The following is an 18,649-nucleotide window of genomic DNA, read 5'->3' as shown; positions in this document are numbered from 1 at the left end:
AGACGGCAATTGCAAGGACTCAGCTCAATATGGAGACCGTTCCCAAGTATTTCAAGGCGCGTGACAGATTGTCGCTGTCCAGGCTGTCCAACCAGTGCAAATCGCTCCAGCTGCGCAGCCAAGTGAACTGGCGTTTCGCCAATTGGCGCGTGGCAATGATTCCGCGCTCCTGCATTTCGGCTGACGTCAGCTTGCCATCCAGATGATCCCAGACTTGGCGATAGCCTACGGCACGTATCGAAGGCAACCCTGGATGCAGGTCACCTCTGGAACGCAGTGCTACGACCTCGTCGATAAACCCCTGTTCCAACATAATTGTGAATCTTTGTGCAATTCGTTCATGCAGCACCTGGCGATTTGCCGGAGCGATGGCCAGATTCGCCACAGTATAGGGCAATTGTGACTGTCCAGATGCGCCTGCGTCAGCACTTTGCGCACTTTGTTTAAGCCGCAGTTCAGTCATGGTCTGGCCGCTGACACGCCAGACTTCCAGGGCGCGACTGAGACGCTGGGGATCGTTAGGGTGAATGCGCGCGGCCGAGACTGGATCAACCGCAGCCAACTGATCGTGCAGAGCCTGCCAACCGAAGCGTGCAGCTTCTTCTTCGAGCTCCGCACGCACATGAGCGTCGGCCGGCGGCATATCCGCCAGACCTTCCTGCAAGGCTTTGTAATAGAGCATCGTGCCGCCCACCAGCAGCGGAATATTGCCCCGCGCGGTGATCTCGGCCATGGCGACCAAGGCGTCGGTACGAAAGTCAGCGGCCGAATAGCTCTCGGCCGGGTCAATGATGTCGATCAGGCGGTGCGGATGCTGAGCCAATTGCGCTTTAGACGGCTTGGCCGTGCCGATGTCCATGTCCCGGTAAACCAGGGCAGAGTCGACACTAATAAGCTCGCAGGGCAACACCTTGGTCAGCTCAATGGCCAGGTCGGTCTTACCGGCGGCCGTAGGGCCCATCAGGAAGATCGCGGGGGGCAGGGCACTCATCAACGGCCGCGCAAGAACAGTTTGTCCAGATCGTCCAGGCCCATCTGGGTCCAGGTCGGCCGGCCATGGTTGCATTGCCCGCTGCGCTCGGTGTTTTCCATGTCGCGCAACAGGCCGTTCATTTCCGGCAAGGCCAGGCGCCGGTTAGCGCGGATGGCGCCGTGGCAGGCCATGGTGCCGAGCAATTCGTTGATGTGTGCCTGAATACGGTCACTGGTGCCGTACTCCATCAGGTCCGCCAGCACGTCGGCCACCAGCCGGTTGGCTTCGGCCTGCTTGAGCAGCGCGGGAATCTGGCGGATCGCCAGGGTTTCCGGGCCCAGACGTTGCAGTTCAAAGCCCAGTTTCTGGAACACGCTGTGGTGCTCTTCGGCGCAATCGGCTTCACGCTGACTGACGGAAAGAGACTCCGGCACCAGCAGCGGCTGACCGCTGAGGCCTTCGCTGGCCATGGCGATTTTCAGGCGTTCGTACATGATCCGCTCGTGGGCGGCGTGCATGTCCACCAGCACCAGGCCATGAGCGTTTTCCGCGAGGATATAGATGCCTTTGAGCTGCGCCAGCGCATACCCCAGCGGAGGAATATCACCGCCACCCTCCGGCAAGGCGACTGCGCCCGGCTCGGCGCCTGGCAGAGGCGCGAAGAATTCGCGGTAGGCCGCCTGGGCCTCGGCCACTGGCACGGTCGATTGCGGGCGCGGGGTGTATTGGTATTGATAGCCCGCGCCAGCCCCAGAGCCCGGTGCGGTGTAAGCAGGCTGCGACTGCGGCGATTGCAGCAGGTTGGCCGCCAGGCTCATTTCGCCCTGGGGGCCGAACTCACCCGCTTCGGGACCGCTCGGACGCACCACAGCGGTCACTATCGGAGCCGACAGTTGATCGTCCGGGCGCACATCGCCCAGCGCGCGGTGCAAGGTGCCATAGAGGAAGTCATGCACCATGCGCCCATCACGGAAACGTACTTCGTGCTTGGTCGGGTGCACGTTGACGTCGACGACCGAGGGATCGACCTCAAAAAACAGCACAAATGTCGGATGACGCCCGTTGAACAGCACGTCGCGATACGCTTGACGCACCGCGTGGGCCACCAGTTTGTCGCGCACCGCACGGCCATTCACGAAAAAATACTGCAAGTCCGCCTGGCTGCGGGAGAAGGTCGGCAAGCCAACCCAGCCCCACAGACGCAGGCCATTGCGCTCGATCTCGATCGGCAGCGCCTGCTCCAGGAACCCGCCGCCGCAGATCGCAGAGACTCGCCGAGCGCGCGCGGCGTCGTCATGAGCCTCGTGCAGGCTGAGGATGGTCTTCCCGTTGTGCCGCAGATGGAAGGCCACGTCGAAGCGGGCCAGGGCCAGGCGCTTGATGACTTCTTGCAGGTGATCGAATTCGGTTTTCTCGGCCTTGAGGAATTTGCGCCGCGCCGGGGTGTTGAAGAACAGGTCGCGCACTTCCACCGAGGTGCCCACCGGGTGTGCGGCCGGCTGGACCCGAGGTGCCATGTCGCGGCCTTCGGTTTCCACTTGCCAGGCCTGCTCGGCATCGCGGGTGCGCGATGTCAGGGTCAGACGGGCCACGGAGCTGATCGAAGCCAAAGCCTCACCGCGAAAGCCCAGGCTCATGACCCGCTCAAGGTCTTCCAGATCGCGGATTTTGCTGGTGGCGTGACGGGCCAGGGCCAGGGGCAGGTCATCGGAAGAGATGCCGCTGCCATCGTCACGTACCCGCAACAACTTGACACCGCCCTGCTCCACATCGACATCGATGCGCTTTGCACCAGAGTCGATGCTGTTTTCCAGCAGCTCCTTGATCACCGATGCAGGGCGCTCAACAACCTCACCCGCTGCAATCTGGTTAGCCAGGCGTGGGCTGAGCAACTCAATGCGCGACCCGCTGTTCAAGGTAGATTCGCTCATTACTGCGCCGCCAATTCTGTGCCTGGGATGGTCAACACCTGACCGACTTTCAACTCATCGGTCTTCAGGTTGTTGGCACTGCGCAACGTCGCGGCCGAGACTTGGAAACGCACCGCAAGCATCGCCAAGGTATCGCCGGGCTGCACGCGATGGTCACGCGGGCCTTGGGCGATCTTGCCGGAGTCACGCAGCCAAGCGACGTAAGTGCCCGGCGGCGGGTTCTGCTGGAAGAACTGGCGCACGCCGGCACTGATGGAACGCGCCAACGCCTGCTGATGGCTGGCGCTGGCCAGCTTGGAGGCTTCGTTGGCGTTGGAGATGAACCCGGTTTCCACCAGAATCGATGGGATGTCCGGAGACTTCAACACCATAAACCCGGCCTGTTCCACACGCTGCTTGTGCAGCGAAGTCACGCGACCGATGTTGCTCAAGACCTTCTGGCCGACATTCAAGCTGGAAGTCAGCGAAGCGGTCATCGACAGGTCGAGCAGAACGCCAGCGAGCATCTTGTCCTTGTCATCGAGGGACACGTTGCCGGCACCACCGATCAAGTCGGAACGGTTTTCGCTGTCCGCCAGCCAACGAGCAGTCTCGGACGTGGCCCCGCGATCAGACAACGCAAACACCGAGGCACCGAACGCAGCGGACGACGGCGCAGCATCGGCGTGAATCGACACAAACAGGTCGGCACCTTTCTTACGGGCGATTTCGGTACGGCCGCGCAGCGGAATGAAGTAGTCGCCGGTACGGGTAAGTTCGGCGCGATAGCCTTTCATACCGTTGATCTGACGCTGCAACTCACGGGCGATAGCCAGTACCACGTCTTTTTCATGCTGGCCGCGTGAGCCGGAAGCACCCGGGTCTTCACCACCATGGCCGGCATCGATCACTACGATAATGTCGCGTTTGCCAGCCGGGGCCGGTGGCGGCGGTGGCAACTTGACCTGGGGTTGCGACGGGCTGACAGGCACGGCAGGCACCGTTGCCACGCTCGGGGTAGGCGCAGGCGGCGGTGCGGCATCGGCAGCGTTGTCGAACAAGTCGACCACCAGTCGGTTGCCATATTGGGCATTCGGCGCCAGAGAGAAGCTTTTCGGCGTCACGACTTTTTTCAGATCGATGACAACGCGCAAATCGGTGGGCGTGCGCTGGGCCGAGCGCATGGCGGTGATCGGGGTGTTGGCAGTAGACACTTTGAGCGGCGCGGCCAGGGTCGCACCGTTGATGTCGATCACCAGGCGATCAGGCGCCGTGAGAGTAAAGACGCTGTGCTGGACCGGGCCAGACAGGTCGAACACCAGTCGCGTGTTATCCGGTGCTCGCCACAGGCGAACACTTTTCACCTGTGAAGCAGCCAGAGCATTGACAGTCATTGCCGCAAGCAACACCCCTACGACAGCAACCAACGCGCGAAAGCGCATACCTAACCCCACCAATTATTTGAATTCCAATGCCAAAGCGGCGCACCACGACTCTGCGCGCGCACTCTGGGGCAACAACTTCAGCTGACGTCCTGATTCACGCGGCGTAATGGTAATGGTCAGGTCCGGCTTTGGCAAAAAGCCTGTGCCTTTATCTGGCCACTCGATCAGGCACAGTGCGTCTTCGTCAAAGTAATCACGGATGCCCATGTACTCCAGCTCTTCGGGATCGACCAAACGATAGAGGTCGAAGTGGAAAGCACGCAACGCACCGATCTCATAGGGCTCGACCAAAGTGAACGTTGGGCTTTTCACCGCCCCTGCGTGCCCCAAACCGCGAATGATGCCTCGGGACAACGTCGTCTTGCCCGCCCCCAGGTCACCTTCGAGAAAGATGAGCCCGGCTGCGCCCGTGACCTGTGCAATACGATGACCGAACGCGACCATGGCGTCTTCATTGGCCAGGAAAAGGATTACTTCAGGCACGGCGATTGCTCCTCCAACAATTGACGAATGGCCGGTATCAGGTCGCTGGCCGCCAAGCCGCGACCCAGGCTGCCCTGGCGGTCCCCCGCCGTAGCGTGCAACCACACAGCCAGGCAGCTCGCTTCATAAGCAGGCATGCCTTGGGCCATTAACGCGCCCACCAGCCCGGCCAGTACATCGCCAAGGCCCGCTGTGGCCATCGCAGGATGCCCCTGATCACAACGGGAAACACGTCCATCGGGGCAGGCAATCAAACTGCCAGCACCCTTGAGGATAGCCACTGCACTGAATTTCTGGCTCAACGCGCGCGCCACCTTAAGGCGATCGGCCTGAACCTCGGCTGTAGAAATGCCCAATAAGCGCGCAGCCTCGCCCGGATGCGGCGTAATCACGCTACCGCTCGGAAGACTCACATTGCCGGTAGCCAGCTGATTCAGCGCGTCTGCGTCCCACACCTGCGGCAGCAGCGCGTTGGCGGCAACCGATAGCAGGCTTTTACCCCAGGACGCCTCACCTAACCCCGGACCAATAACGATTACCGAGATTTTTTCCAGCAAGCCCATAAGCTGGTTCGCCGAACTCACGCCCACGGTCATGACCTCAGGCACGCGGGCCAACGCGGCAGGCACGTGTTCAAGGCGAGTGGCCAGGGACACCATGCCGGCGCCGCTGCGCAAGGCACTTTCCGCGCTCAACAGCGCAGCGCCGCCAAAGCCGCGGTCGCCACCAATGACCAACAAATGGCCGAACTGGCCTTTATGGGCGTCCGGGGAACGCGCAGCCAGTTGCGGCAAATGGCCGGGCAACAAGGACTGAACGTCGGTTATTTCGTGTTTTGTCTGCGGCATGCGTCTTCAAGCTCCGATGTCTGGCAGAATTATACGCATCTAACCTGTGGTTTCCCGTGTCTCATGCCCGCTATTACCTCCGATCTGCCCGCCCTCGCCCAATCGATCAAAGACTGGGGCCGCGAACTGGGCTTTCAACAAGTCGGCATCAGCGGCCTGGACCTGGCCGAGCATGAACAGCACCTGCAACGTTGGCTAGACGCGGGTTACCACGGCGAGATGGACTACATGGGCGCCCATGGCAGCAAGCGCTCCCATCCCGACGAGCTCGTGCCCGGCACGTTGCGCGTGGTGTCGCTGCGCATGGACTACCTGCCTGGCGACACACAAATGGCGCAACTGCTGGCCCAGCCGGAAAAAGCCTACATCTCGCGCTACGCCCTGGGCCGCGACTACCACAAGCTGATCCGCAAACGCGTACAGCAACTGGCCGACCGCATTCAGGCACAGATCGGCCCATTTGGCTTTCGTGCGTTCGTCGACAGCGCCCCCGTACTGGAAAAAGCCATCGCCGAAAAAGCCGGCCTGGGCTGGATCGGTAAAAACACCCTGGTACTCAACCGCAAGGCCGGCAGTTATTTCTTCCTCAGCGAACTGTTCGTCGATTTGCCGCTGCCGGTCGATGAGCCACACAGCACCGAACACTGTGGCCGCTGCACCGCCTGCCTGGATATCTGCCCAACCAATGCCTTCGTCGGTCCCTATGTGCTGGACGCCCGGCGCTGCATTTCCTACCTGACCATTGAACTGAAGAACGCGATCCCTGAAGACCTGCGCCCATTGATCGGCAATCGGGTGTTCGGTTGTGATGACTGTCAGATCGTTTGTCCGTGGAATCGTTTCGCTCGATCCACCGCCGAGGGCGATTTCAAGCCACGGCATAACCTGGATAACGCAGAACTGGCCGAACTGTTTATGTGGGATGAGGATAAATTCCTCAGCAGCACCGAAGGTTCACCCCTGCGCCGCGCGGGCTACGAGCGCTGGCTGCGCAACCTCGCGGTGGGCCTAGGCAATGCGCCGTCAAGCATTCCGGTGCTGGAAGCCTTGAAGGCACGCCGGGATTACCCGTCGGAGTTGGTGCGCGAACATGTGGAATGGGCGCTGAACCAACACGCTACGCGCTAGTGCACGTCGTCGTTGTAGACGAACTTGGGCATTTCCCAGTGAAAACGGATCGCCAGCAGGCGCAATAGAAAGCCGCTGAACAGGGTCAGCAGAATTGCTTGCTCGCTGGGCAATTCCAGATACAGACAGAGCAAGTAGAACCAGGCGGCCAGGAATGACACGCTGGCGTACAGCTCACGGCGAAAGATCAGCGGAATGTCGTTGCAGAAGATATCCCGCAGAATGCCGCCGAAGACGCCGGTGATCACCCCGCTGACCGAGGCCACCAGCATGCCGTGGCCCATTTCCAGTGCAGTCATGCAGCCGATCAGCGTGAAGGCCACCAGGCCTACGGCGTCCAGCGCTAGAAACAGCGAGCGCAGGTGACGCATCAGCGGCGCGATAAAGATCGTCACCAGCGCCGCCACCGAGGTCAGCACCAGGTATTCCGGATGCTTGACCCACGTCAGCGGATAATGCCCCAACAGCACATCGCGCACCGAGCCGCCGCCCAGCGCCGTTACGCAAGCGATCAGCACCACACCAAACCAGTCCATGCCGCGCCGACCAGCCGACAAGGCACCGGTCATGGCTTCGGCGGTGATGGCGATGAGGTAGAGCATCAGCAGCATGATGGCGATCCTTGCAAAGAGGCCGGCAGTCTAATCATTTGCTGATGGCACCAAAAGGGGGCGCTTGGCGATAAAACGAGTTGCCTGCATCGGGGGCAAGCCCCCCTCCCACATTTGGACCTGGGAATACATTCAACTGTGGGAGCTGGCTTGTCTGCGATGGCGCCCGGTCAGCCGCCCCCATTTCAAGCCTTGATGAAATGCTTGCGGTAATGCTGCAGCTCGGCGATCGACTCGCGAATATCGTCCAGCGCCAGATGGGTGCTGCCTTTATGGAAGCTGTCTTTGACTTCCGGCGCCCAGCGCGCGGCCAGTTCCTTGAGCGTGGAAACATCCAGGTTGCGGTAGTGGAAGTAGCTTTCCAGCGCCTTCATGTGGGTATAAAGGAAGCGGCGGTCCTGGCAGATGCTGTTGCCGCAGATCGGCGATTTGCCCTTGGGCACCCACTGCTCCAGAAAGGCAATGGTTTCGGCTTCGGCTTCGGCCATGCTGATTCGGCTGTCGCGTACACGCTGAGTCAGACCGGAGTTGCCATGGGTACGGGTGTTCCACTCGTCCATGGTGGCGAGCACGGCGTCGCTGTGGTGGATGGCGATCACCGGACCTTCGGCCAAGGTGTTGAGGTTGCTGTCGGTGACAATGGTCGCCATCTCGATGATGACGTCGGTGTCAGGGTTCAGACCGGTCATTTCCAGATCGATCCAAATCAGGTTCTGTGGGTTTTGCATGGCTTGATTCTCTTGGCACCTTGGCGTAGCTGCGCAGTTTAGCAGGCGGGGCCGTGCTAGACTCGCGACCGTTTCACCCAACCTTTGCATTATCGACACGGAACACCAATGGCCAAACGCCAGCTCAACCGTCGCCAAAACTGGCGCATCGAAAAGATTCAAGGTGAGCGCGCCGCACGCGCCGCCAAACGTGAATCCTCCGCCGTGGAAGCGCTCGAGGGCGGCGACCTGGGCCCCGAGCAAACGGGCCTGGTGATCGCGCACTTTGGTGTGCAGGTCGAAGTCGAGGCGCTGGAAGGCGAACTCGCAGGCCAAGTATCCCGCTGCCACTTGCGCGCCAACCTGCCTGCACTGGTCACCGGCGACAAGGTGGTGTGGCGCGCCGGCAACCAGGGCATCGGCGTGATCGTCGCCCAACTGCCGCGCACCACCGAACTGCGTCGTCCTGACAGCCGCGGCCAACTCAAGCCGGTAGCGGCCAACGTCGACATGATCGTGATCGTGTTCGCACCGTTGCCCGAGCCCCATGCCAACCTAATCGACCGCTATTTGGTGGCGGCTGAGCATGCGGGTATTCGCCCGCTGTTGCTGCTGAACAAATTCGACCTGATCGACGAACAGAACGCCCCAGCGCTCAACGCGTTGCTGGCGGTCTACCGCACCTTGGGTTACCCAGTGCTGGAAGTCTCGGCTCACCATGGCAACGGCATGGAACAGCTGCAACAGCAGTTGGACGGACGCATCAGTGTGTTTGTCGGCCAGTCGGGCGTTGGCAAGTCATCGCTGGTCAACAGCCTGCTGCCGGAAGTCGACACCCGTGTAGGCCCGCTGTCGGAACTGTCCGGCCAGGGCACTCATACGACCACCACCGCGCGATTGTTCCACTTCCCCGGCGGCGGTGAGCTAATCGACTCCCCAGGCATTCGCGAATTCGGCCTCGGCCACGTCAGCCGCAGCGATGTGGAAGCCGGCTTTATCGAGTTCAACGACCTGATCGGTACGTGCCGCTTCCGCGACTGCAAACACGACCGCGAGCCGGGCTGTGCGTTGCTCAAGGCCCTGGACGATGGCCGTGTGCAGCAGCAGCGGATGAACAGCTATCGGTCGATTATTGCGAGCTTGCCCGAGAGCAGTTACTAAACCGCCCGCCCGCCGCGTTGCGGGTGAGCGGGCTTTTGGTGATGAGCGGGCTTGCCCCGCTCATCACAACCGCAAAAGAACTTACGAGCCCGTCTTAGGCGCCGTAGGATCCTTCATCCCACCATCGTCAAACAGGTTCAGCTTCTGCCGCAGTTCATGGGCCGGCAACGGCTCCTGCCCTGGTGGAATGGCATTCGGGTCAACCGGCACTTCGCCCGGCGCGCCCGCACCTGGGGTTGGCACGACAGGTGGCTGATCACCTTCAATCGCACGCTGAGCCTTCTTGGTCAGCACGACGATATCAATGCGCCGGTTAATCGGATTGAACGGATCCTTGGGTTCAAATAGCTGCGAGGAGGCAAAACCCACCACGCGCGCCACTTGCGGGTCGGGGTAGCTGCCTGCCACCAACGCACGACGGGCAGCGTTGGCGCGGTTGGCCGAGAGTTCCCAGTTGCCGAAGTCACCCTGGCCGGCATACGGCTTGGCGTCCGTGTGGCCGCTGATGCTTATCTTGTTCGGCACTGCCTTGATGGTGTCAGCCATGGCCAGCAGGATGTCTTCGAAGTACGGCTTCAGCCGCGCACTGCCGGAATCGAACATCGGCCGGTTGGCTGCATCAGTGATCTGGATGCGCAAGCCTTCCGGAGTGATCTCGAACGAGATCTGATCCTTGAATTTCAGCAACTGCGGATTTTCATCCACCTTGGTCTGCAACTCTTGCAGCAACAGCTCCAGGCGTTCCTGCTCAACCTGTTCAGCCATGCTCTCGACGGTGTCGCGCTCGATCGGGATGTTCTCCTGAGGCGATTCGGTCTTGACCTCTGGATTGATGGTGCGCTCAGGGGCCAACTGCGGCGAGCCGCCCAGGTCGATCACAAAGGGCGTGCCACTCTCCGAGAAGCCAATCGGGTCTTTGAAGTAACCGGCGATGGCGATCTTCTGTTCGGGCGTGGCGGTCGACATCAGCCACAGCACCAGGAAGAACGCCATCATCGCCGTCGCAAAGTCGGCGAAGGCGATTTTCCAGGCGCCGCCATGGTGCCCCGCAGCGAAGCGCTTGACGCGCTTGATGATTATCGGCTGGTTGTTTTCCATGGCTTAGCGACCGCGAACCGCTTGTTCCAGCTCGGCGAAACTTGGGCGATGCTTCGGGTACAAGACCTTGCGACCGAACTCCACTGCCAACGATGGCGGCATGCCGGACGCGGACGCTACCAGACTGGCCTTGATCGATTCGTACAGGTTGATTTCTTCCTTGGCATCGTGAGCCAGGGAGGTGGCCAGCGGGCCGAAGAAACCGTAAGCGGCGAGAATACCGAAGAAGGTACCCACCAGCGCCGCACCTACGTGCATACCGATGGCCGCCTGATCGCCCTCGCCCAGGGAGGCCATGGTCACCACGATACCGAGTACCGCCGCGACGATACCAAAGCCGGGCATGCCGTCGGCCACACCGGTCACGGCATGGGAAGGATGCTCCAACTCTTCTTTAAGGCTGAACAATTCCATGTCGAACAGGCCTTCCAGCTCATGGGGAGCCATGTTGCCGGAGGACATGATGCGCAGGTAATCGCAGATATAGGCGGTCATGCGCTCGTCTTTGAGCACGGCCGGGTACTTGGCAAAAATCGGGCTGGCAGAGGCGTCCTCGATGTCGGCCTCAATGGCCATCATGCCTTCGCGGCGGCTCTTGTTGAGGATCTCGTACACCAGGCCCAGCACTTCCAGGTAGAAGGTATGAGTGAAGCGCGAACCGAACATGGCCAGCGATTTCTTGACCACGTGCATAGTCATGTAACCGGGGTTGGCCTGAAGGAAAGCGCCCAGTGCAGCACCGCCAATGATCATCACCTCGAAAGGCTGGATCAGTGCCGCAATTTTACCGTGGGACAGGACGTACCCGCCGAGCACGCTCGCGAAGACGACGATGATGCCGATAATTTTAGCCATAGGAGATGAGTACTTGCGCCGTCGGGTTCATGGACATATTTGGGGGAACTGGAAAACTCTTGTTCCTCTTATCGGCAAAACTGCGCCAGACTATAGCCCGTTAAGGCGAAAAGCCAGTTCGGCCCGCTCCGGGCGTGTTGACCGCAAGTGATGATCGCGCCCCAATCATGGCTAATGAAACGACAGTCCCATCTGTAAGACCTATCTCTCTCGCCGCTTGGATCAAGCGCCTGGACGACGTGCTGCTGCCAGTTCCCCAGGCCAGCCACGACCGTGTGTGCAAAGCCATCCGCGACAGCCGCAGTTCGTTGCGAGATATTGCCGAGCTGATGCAAAACAGCCCGGCTTTGGTACTCAGCGTCATGCGCGAGGCCAACAGCCATAACCATGGCAGCCTGGCGGAGCCGGCGGAAAACCTCGAAGTAGCGCTCAATCGCCTGGGCCTCAAGCGCGCCGAGGAACTGCTGGCGCGCCTGCCCTCGGTGCCCGCCCAAGAGATTCCCGTAGCATTGCGTCAACTGTTGCTGGTGAGCCAGCACGCGTCGCAGCAAGCCAACGGTCTGTTCGGCAGTCGTCTGGCGCGGCTTTGGCAAGACATCCACTGGGGTAGCCTGCTGTTTCTGTCGCCGCTGTGGCCGATGGCCGTTGCCTACCCCAAGCTCCTTGAAGAATGGGAACTGCGTGTCATCCACAAGGGCGAGCCTGCACGCAAAGTCGAGCAGGAGCTGTTCGGCGTGCGCCTGCTGGACCTGTGCCTCGGCCTGACCGAAGCCTGGCACCTACCGATCTGGGTATCCCAGGGCTATAACCTGCTGTTGAACGAGCAACGCTTGCTGGTCAAGGCACTTCATATCGCCCGTGAAGACGACTCGTTGCGCCATCAGCAATTGCTAGACGCCGAACCCAACCTGCGCCGTTGGCTGAACCAGCCGGCCAATACCGTGCTGCTAGCCAACGGCCTGGCGATGTCAGCCCAAGAGTCCTGGACCTGCCCGCACACTCAACGCTGGCAATACCTTACCGCGCTGTATTTGCAGCAACCGCTGGCTGAAGTGCAGCAACAATCTCACCAACAAGCCGTCACCAGCGCCCGCAGCACTCTAATGCCCGACCTCTGGCACCCGGCGCTGTCGCTGATCTGGCCGTGGAATGTGCAGAAGATTCATCGCGGCCTGCTGCCGGCGCCGCCACCGACTGCCGAGGCCCTGGCCGTGTGGCGTAACCGCTGCACCGAACTGCTGTTAGAGCCGAGCCGCTTTGCCAACGCCATGCATTTGACCACCTGCGCCAAGGAAGCTCTGGTGGCCAGCGGCATGCAGCGAGTCTTGTTGTTCATGGCCGATCGCGCCCTGAGCACCTTGCGCGTGCACCAGGCCGACGGTCTGCCCAAAGACGCCGCCAACTTGAGCCTGGACGTGGTCAACAGCACGCTGCTACAGCGCCTGCTGGAGAAATCCGCCCAAGTACGCCTCACGCCGGATAACCACGCGCAGTTCTCGGCCTTGCTGCCGCCGATCCTGCGCCGTCTGTTCACAGGCGAACACCTGCTGTTGCGTTCGATGAGCTGCAACGGCCGTGTGGTAATGCTGATGGTCGCCGACCAGGGCGGCGGACCGTTTTCGGAAACCACCGTGCAGGCTTTCGGCAAAACCGCCCAGTGCATAGAGAAAGCCCTGCACAGCTTTACCAACCGCAGCGCCTAATGCTTGCGCTACAATCGCCGTCCTTTATCGCCAACATTTGTGCCCAGGAGACCTCACATGCCTGACTTCTCTGGCTTGCCGCTGGTGATCGAATCCAGCGACCTGCTCGGTCAACTGGATGCCGAACACCTGATTCTGGTGGACCTCACCAGTGCCGTCCGCTACGCCGAAGGGCATATCCCCGGCGCGCATTTCGTTGACCCCAAGCGCACCCAACTGGGCCAGCCGCCGGCCCCCGGCCTGCTGCCCAATAAAGCCGACCTGGAAAAACTCTTCGGCGAATTGGGCCACACGCCCGACGCCACCTACGTGGTATACGACGACGAAGGCGGCGGCTGGGCCGGGCGTTTTATCTGGCTGCTCGACGTAATCGGCCACCAGAAATACCACTACCTCGACGGCGGCCTGCTGGCCTGGCTGGAGGAGAAATACCCCGTTTCCACCGAAGTGCCCGGCCCCGTCGGCGGCCCCGTCAGCCTCACGCTGCATGACGGTCCCACGGCCACCCGCGAATACCTGCAAAGCCGTCTCGGCGCGGCCGACCTGGGTATCTGGGACGCACGCGGCCCGCTGGAATATTCCGGCGAGAAGGTACTCGCCGCCAAAGGCGGGCACATCCCCGGCGCGGTAAATTTCGAATGGACTGCCGGCATGGACAAGGCACGCAGCCTGCGTATCCGCCGCGACATGCCGCAGATCCTCGAAGACCTCGGGCTGACGAAAGATAAAGAAATCATCACCCACTGCCAGACTCACCACCGCTCTGGCTTCACCTACCTGGTGGCCAAGGCGCTCGGTTATCCCCGAGTCAAAGGTTATGCCGGTTCCTGGGGCGAATGGGGCAACCACCCCGACACCCCCGTTGAGATTTAAGGTTTAAGGACAGTTATGAAAAAGCAGTTGTTTATCCTCAGCCAGTACTTGCTGCCGCACCATTTGCTGTCGCGCCTCGCTGGCTGCATTGCCGAGTGCCGCGTGCGTTGGTTCAAGAACGCTTTCACCACCTGGTTCGCTAAACGCTACCAAGTAGACATGTCCCAGGCGTTGGTTGAAGACGTGACCGCCTACGAGCACTTCAACGCCTTCTTCACACGCGCCCTCAAAGATGGCGCGCGCCCGCTGGATCAAACCCCAGGCGCGGTGCTCAGCCCCGCCGATGGCGCGGTCAGCCAGCTTGGTCCGATTGAGCATGGGCGTGTGTTCCAGGCTAAAGGCCACAGCTTTAGCGTGCTGGAGTTGCTGGGTGGCGATGCAGCCTTGTCGGCACCGTTCATGGGCGGGGACTTCGCAACGGTTTATCTGTCGCCGAAGGACTACCACCGTGTGCACATGCCATTGGCTGGCACCCTGCGGGAAATGGTCTATATCCCAGGCCGTATCTTCTCGGTGAACCAGACCACCGCCGAAAATGTGCCGGAGCTGTTTGCGCGTAACGAGCGTGTCGCCTGCATCTTCGACACCGAACGCGGTCCGATGGCCGTCGTGTTGGTGGGTGCGATGATCGTCGCGTCGATTGAAACCGTATGGGCTGGCCTGGTGACCCCACCGAAGCGCGAACTGAAAACCTTCCGCTACGACGAAGCGGCGCGTGCGCCTATTCATCTGGAAAAAGGTGCGGAGCTGGGTCGCTTCAAGTTGGGTTCGACCGCGATTGTGCTGTTTGGGCCGGATCAGGTGAAGTGGGCTGAAGAACTGGTGGCGGGTTCGCCAGTGCAGATGGGCCAAGGTATCGCTTTACCTAAAGCCTGACACCGAACCCAATGTGGGAGGGGGCTTGCTCCCGATAGCGGGGAATCAGTCAACACATCAGTGACTGAACCACTGCCATCGGGGGCAAGCCCCCTCCCACATTTAGTCAGTTACAGCTGACCGTCGCGGTCGCGAAAGCCCAGCAGATACAGCACGCCATCCAACCCCAAGGTCGAAATCGCCTGCTTGGCCGATTGTTTGACCAATGGCTTGGCGCGGAACGCCACACCCAAACCGGCGATCGCCAGCATCGGCAAGTCATTCGCCCCGTCGCCGACCGCAATGGTCTGCTCCAGACGCAAACCTTCCTTGTGTGCCAATTCCTTCAGCAGATCCGCCTTGCGCTGCGCGTCGACAATCGGCTCGACCGCGACGCCGGTCACCTTGCCATCAACCACTTCCAGCTCGTTGGCGAACACATAGTCGATGCCCAGCTTTGCCTGCAATTGCTTGGCAAAGTAGGTGAAGCCGCCGGACAGGATCGCAGTCTTGTAACCCAAACGCTTGAGTTCGGCGAACAGGGTTTCGGCACCTTCCGTCAGGCGTAGCGAGGCGCCGATGGAGTCCAGCACGCTGACATCCAGGCCTTTGAGCAGTGCCAGGCGCTCCTTGAAGCTGGCGCGGAAGTCCAGCTCGCCGGCCATGGCGCGCTCGGTGATTGCGGAAACCTGTTCGCCCACGCCAGCGGCCTTGGCCAGTTCGTCGATGACTTCGGCTTCGATCAGCGTGGAGTCCATGTCGAATACCGCCAGGCGACGGTTACGACGGAACAGCGAATCTTCCTGGAACGCGATGTCGACATTCAGCTCCTGGGCCACGCTAAGGAATTCGGCGCGCAGGGCCTGCGGATCGGCCGGCTCGCCGCGAACGGAGAACTCGATGCAGCCCTTGCCCTGATCTGCCGGCGTGTCCAGCGGCATGCGCCCCGACAGACGGTCGATATGGTCGATATTCAAACCATACTGCGCGGTAATGGAGCTGACGCGCTGCAGTTGTTCGGCGGTGACCTTTCGGGTCAGTAACGTGACGATATGGCGTTTCTTCCCTTGACCAGCCACCCAATGCTGGTAGTCGTCTTCGGAAACAGGGGTGAAACGCACCTGTTGATCCAGCTTATACGCCGTAAACAGGATGTCCTTGAGTACGGACGAGGCCTGTTCGGTGCTGGGGATTTCCACCAGGATGCCGAACGACAGGGTGTCGTGGATCACTGCCTGGCCAATGTCGAGAATGTTCACACCACCCTGGGCCAGAACACCGGTAATGGCGGCGGTAAGACCCGGGCGGTCTTCACCGGTGATGTTAATCAGGACAATTTCGCGCAAGGCGCACCCCCAGGCTGGAAAAAAACCGCATTCTACCCACTTTCAGTGACCATCGGGCACAGCCAGCGCTTTGCCGGTCCTAGGCCTGTCGCTATACTGCGCGTCAACTTCACGGACCGAGAGCCGAGCGCAAGTGAACCGGCCCACGCCAGTAAAAACCGATAACTTCTTCCTGCTGATCTTCCGGGCACTGCGCCACCGCCGTGTACCGATCGCATTACGCATCGCCAGCCATAACGTGATCCTGGTGGCCTTGGCCCTGGTGATCTATGCCTGCGTGATGGGTTTGCAGTTCAAACAGGCCATGCACGAGCAAGCCGACGCCCTGGGCGAGAGCTTGACGACCCAGACCGCCACCTCGGCGACTGAGCTGTTGGTGTCCAACGACATCCTCAGCCTCAACGTGCTGCTCAACAACCTGACCAAAAACCCGCTGGTGGCCCACGCCGCCATCTACAGCGTGGACAACCGGATCATGGCCGAAGCCGGGCAACGCCCGAAAAACGGCCTGCTGGGTGAAGCCGAAGGACTGTACCAGAGCAACATCACGTTCCAGGATGTGAAGGCCGGCCAACTACGCATCAGCCTGGACATGCAGCAATTCCAGCAGCCGATGACCATCAGCCTGCAAAGCATGGGCATCCTCAGCGCAATCCTGCTGGCACTGGCCTTGGCCTTAAGCCTGCGGCTGGGTCGGCACATTTCTACGCCATTGATGCAACTGCGCATCTGGTTACGGGATATCGACGAACACACGCCAGCCACCGACCGCCAGGACGAAATCGGCGACCTCGCCCGCCAACTCCACGCCAGCTTCGCCCCGGAGCCAGTGGTTCGTGAAGTGGAGCCGGAACCTGAGTTCGACGACACAGATTACGACGACGAGCCCGAGTTTGAAGTGCGCGACCTGCGTGATCCTGGCTTCGACGAAAGCACCCCGGTGGCAGGCCTCAAGCCTGCAACACGCAAGGTCATCCAGGCTGAAGAAGACGAGCTGGACGATGAAGACCCGTTCGCCGACCTGCGCGACACCTCGGCCAACAGCCCGGCCGTCGCGACGAAACCGGTACCTGCGAGGAACACCGAGCCCCAGCACAGCGCCGTATTGGCCGTGCAACTGGGTGCCCAGGACCAACTGCGCCGCCTGCCCCGCGCACGCCTGACGGAACTGCTGGAACGCTATCGCGATTGCCTCGACCAAGCGGCCTCGCTGTACCAGAGCGAACTGCACACCCTGAACGATGGCAGCACGCTGATGCTGTTCCACAGCGAAGACAGCGGCGAAGACTACCTGACCAACGCCATCTGCTGCGGCGAACTGCTGCGCGCCCTGGGCCATGCCCTGCAGATCGAAGTGGCGGACAGCGGCATCACCCTGCAACTGCAACTTGGCTTGACGGTAGGTGACGACCTGTTCGGCATGAGCCAGATCGACCTGCTGCTGACCGAAATCGCCCAAGACGCCCTGGCCCTTTCGCAACACAGCCGCAACCTGCTGCTGGTGGAGCGCAAGATCAGTGAAGACACGCTGATCCGCCAACGCGCTCGCATCCGACCGATTGCCAGCCCTGAAGGCGCAAGCTGTGTGGAGCGGTTGATGGAGCCGTATCCCTCGATGCTTGAACGCCAGTTGGCGCGGATGCATGAGACTCGCTCCAAGCCCTGAAGAACACCGCCGAACCAATTGGGAGGGGGCTTACCCCCGACTGCGGAGCATCAGTTAGCACATCATTAACTGAACCAACGCAACCAGGGACAAGCCCCCTTCCACACTTGATCTGCGCCGTGACTTATATCTCCACAAACAAAAAGGCCCGCTAAGTCAGCGGGCCTTTTTTGTTGAAGCTGTTTCAGATCAGAACCTGAACACTTCCATATCCGTACGAATGGGCGTAGCCATCGGCATCTTCGGCTTCTGCGGCTCTGCTGGCTTGGCCTGCACCGCCGGAGCTTGCTTGCGCGGCGCCTCGGCAATCGGCGGCTGGTTGGCGAGTGGTTTGAGGGCCACCGACAACTGCTGTGCCAAGTGCTGCAACAGCACGCCCTGGGCCTGGACCTGGGATGCCGTGGAACCGGTGTGTTCTTCCTGCAGGTGCACGATACGGTTATCGCGCACCTGGCCACGACGGTCGATCAAGCGCCACTGTGCATCCAGGATTGCCGGTTGCGACACACCCGAGTCGAGGCGCGTAATGGTCAGCAGCACCTGCACATCCGGGCTGAAACCCGTCGGTGCGGGTGCCAGTACCACGCGCTGGCTATCGAGATGGCCCGCGACTTGGCGCAATACCAGCTGGTTGATATCCGAAGACAGGCTACCCGCCCAACGACCATCGGTGGAACCTTGCAGGCTACCGTCATTCTGACGCTGCAGCAGGGTTTCGCGTTGCAGGTAGTCGGCAACGACCACCGGGCCTAGCAGAACTGCCATACCGGCACTTTGTGCAGGTTGCGCCGGACTTCCGCTGTCCAGCTGGTACAGCGACACCGGTTGGTGTGTGCTGCAACCCGCCAACCCCAAAAGGCCAGCGAGCATCAAAAATAAAGGAAGGCGTGGAGCAGTCATCATCCCATCCAGGTGGCTGCCACAAGGCGAACCACAATGTAATACTAAAAATAACCTAAACACGCTCGGCCACGCCGGCGCTGGAAA

General features: G+C 60.9%; 17 protein-coding genes. 6 read left to right on the top strand and 11 right to left on the bottom strand.

The window, feature by feature from the left end; genetic code table 11:
• Positions 1–19 precede the first annotated feature (19 nt).
• From miaA to LRO94_RS03395, 5 genes are read right to left on the bottom strand one after another with little or no spacing between them, the layout of a single operon-like run.
• Positions 20–991 carry a tRNA (adenosine(37)-N6)-dimethylallyltransferase MiaA gene (gene miaA, locus LRO94_RS03415; protein WP_032890482.1) on the bottom strand — a complete coding sequence of 324 codons (972 nt, stop codon included), beginning with the start codon at positions 989–991 and terminating at the stop codon, positions 20–22.
• Positions 991–2,904 (bottom strand): DNA mismatch repair endonuclease MutL, encoded by a 1,914-nt coding sequence (gene mutL / locus LRO94_RS03410; RefSeq protein ID WP_032890480.1) that lies wholly within the window; start codon positions 2,902–2,904, stop codon positions 991–993. The genes miaA and mutL overlap by 1 nt, the downstream gene beginning before the upstream one ends.
• Entirely contained in the window at positions 2,904–4,325 is a 1,422-nt protein-coding gene (locus LRO94_RS03405) for an N-acetylmuramoyl-L-alanine amidase (RefSeq protein ID WP_032890478.1), read from the bottom strand. Before LRO94_RS03405 ends, mutL begins: the two co-directional genes overlap by 1 nt.
• Positions 4,326–4,340: 15 nt before the next feature.
• Positions 4,341–4,811, bottom strand: coding sequence for a tRNA (adenosine(37)-N6)-threonylcarbamoyltransferase complex ATPase subunit type 1 TsaE (tsaE, locus tag LRO94_RS03400; protein WP_095186069.1), 471 nt, complete (start codon positions 4,809–4,811; stop codon positions 4,341–4,343).
• Complete coding sequence (locus tag LRO94_RS03395) at positions 4,799–5,659, bottom strand: NAD(P)H-hydrate dehydratase (protein WP_179179595.1); 861 nt, start codon at positions 5,657–5,659, stop codon at positions 4,799–4,801. The genes tsaE and LRO94_RS03395 overlap by 13 nt, the downstream gene beginning before the upstream one ends.
• A gap of 63 nt (positions 5,660–5,722) precedes the next feature.
• Between LRO94_RS03395 and queG the strand changes: the two genes are divergently transcribed.
• The gene (gene queG / locus LRO94_RS03390) at positions 5,723–6,787 is read left to right on the top strand and encodes a tRNA epoxyqueuosine(34) reductase QueG (protein ID WP_032890472.1); all 1,065 of its coding nucleotides are present in this window, start codon (positions 5,723–5,725) and stop codon (positions 6,785–6,787) included.
• On the opposite strand, the gene LRO94_RS03385 is transcribed toward queG, so the two are convergent.
• Both LRO94_RS03385 and orn read right to left on the bottom strand, forming a co-directional pair.
• Positions 6,784–7,401, bottom strand: a complete 618-nt coding sequence (locus tag LRO94_RS03385; protein WP_172681530.1) for a trimeric intracellular cation channel family protein — start codon at positions 7,399–7,401, stop codon at positions 6,784–6,786. The two genes, queG and LRO94_RS03385, sit on opposite strands and share 4 nt — an antisense overlap.
• Positions 7,402–7,583: 182 nt before the next feature.
• A complete protein-coding gene (gene orn / locus LRO94_RS03380; RefSeq protein ID WP_024073074.1) occupies positions 7,584–8,126 on the bottom strand; it encodes an oligoribonuclease in 543 nt (180 codons plus the stop codon).
• A 108-nt stretch (positions 8,127–8,234) separates the two neighbouring features.
• On the opposite strand from orn, the gene rsgA reads away from it, so the two are divergent.
• Complete coding sequence (rsgA, locus tag LRO94_RS03375) at positions 8,235–9,266, top strand: small ribosomal subunit biogenesis GTPase RsgA (RefSeq protein ID WP_095186071.1); 1,032 nt, start codon at positions 8,235–8,237, stop codon at positions 9,264–9,266.
• Between the two features lie 81 nt (positions 9,267–9,347).
• Here rsgA and motB read toward each other — a convergent pair whose 3' ends face one another.
• Positions 9,348–10,364: a flagellar motor protein MotB gene (motB, locus tag LRO94_RS03370; protein WP_032890466.1), complete on the bottom strand. Its 1,017-nt coding sequence runs from the start codon at positions 10,362–10,364 to the stop codon at positions 9,348–9,350.
• A 3-nt stretch (positions 10,365–10,367) separates the two neighbouring features.
• A complete protein-coding gene (gene motA, locus LRO94_RS03365; RefSeq protein ID WP_032890464.1) occupies positions 10,368–11,219 on the bottom strand; it encodes a flagellar motor stator protein MotA in 852 nt (283 codons plus the stop codon).
• 167 nt (positions 11,220–11,386) lie between these two features.
• On the opposite strand from motA, the gene LRO94_RS03360 reads away from it, so the two are divergent.
• From LRO94_RS03360 to asd, 3 genes are read left to right on the top strand one after another with little or no spacing between them, the layout of a single operon-like run.
• Positions 11,387–12,922, top strand: a complete 1,536-nt coding sequence (locus LRO94_RS03360; RefSeq protein WP_032890462.1) for an HDOD domain-containing protein — start codon at positions 11,387–11,389, stop codon at positions 12,920–12,922.
• A gap of 57 nt (positions 12,923–12,979) precedes the next feature.
• Positions 12,980–13,795, top strand: coding sequence for a rhodanese-like domain-containing protein (locus LRO94_RS03355; protein WP_179179596.1), 816 nt, complete (start codon positions 12,980–12,982; stop codon positions 13,793–13,795).
• 15 nt (positions 13,796–13,810) lie between these two features.
• Positions 13,811–14,671, top strand: a complete 861-nt coding sequence (asd, locus tag LRO94_RS03350; RefSeq protein WP_095186073.1) for an archaetidylserine decarboxylase — start codon at positions 13,811–13,813, stop codon at positions 14,669–14,671.
• 110 nt (positions 14,672–14,781) lie between these two features.
• On the opposite strand, the gene serB is transcribed toward asd, so the two are convergent.
• A complete protein-coding gene (serB, locus tag LRO94_RS03345) occupies positions 14,782–15,996 on the bottom strand; it encodes a phosphoserine phosphatase SerB (RefSeq protein WP_032890457.1) in 1,215 nt (404 codons plus the stop codon).
• Between the two features lie 133 nt (positions 15,997–16,129).
• Between serB and LRO94_RS03340 the strand changes: the two genes are divergently transcribed.
• Positions 16,130–17,662, top strand: a complete 1,533-nt coding sequence (locus LRO94_RS03340) for an AhpA/YtjB family protein (protein ID WP_122756655.1) — start codon at positions 16,130–16,132, stop codon at positions 17,660–17,662.
• 189 nt (positions 17,663–17,851) lie between these two features.
• Here LRO94_RS03340 and LRO94_RS03335 read toward each other — a convergent pair whose 3' ends face one another.
• Complete coding sequence (locus LRO94_RS03335) at positions 17,852–18,562, bottom strand: PqiC family protein (RefSeq protein WP_032890454.1); 711 nt, start codon at positions 18,560–18,562, stop codon at positions 17,852–17,854.
• Positions 18,563–18,649 lie beyond the last annotated feature (87 nt).

This window comes from Pseudomonas sivasensis, from assembly GCF_021391435.1.
Classification (GTDB): domain Bacteria; phylum Pseudomonadota; class Gammaproteobacteria; order Pseudomonadales; family Pseudomonadaceae; genus Aquipseudomonas; species Aquipseudomonas sivasensis.
Note: the sequence above shows the minus strand (reverse complement) of the source record. Positions and strands in the feature narration are given on the sequence as shown.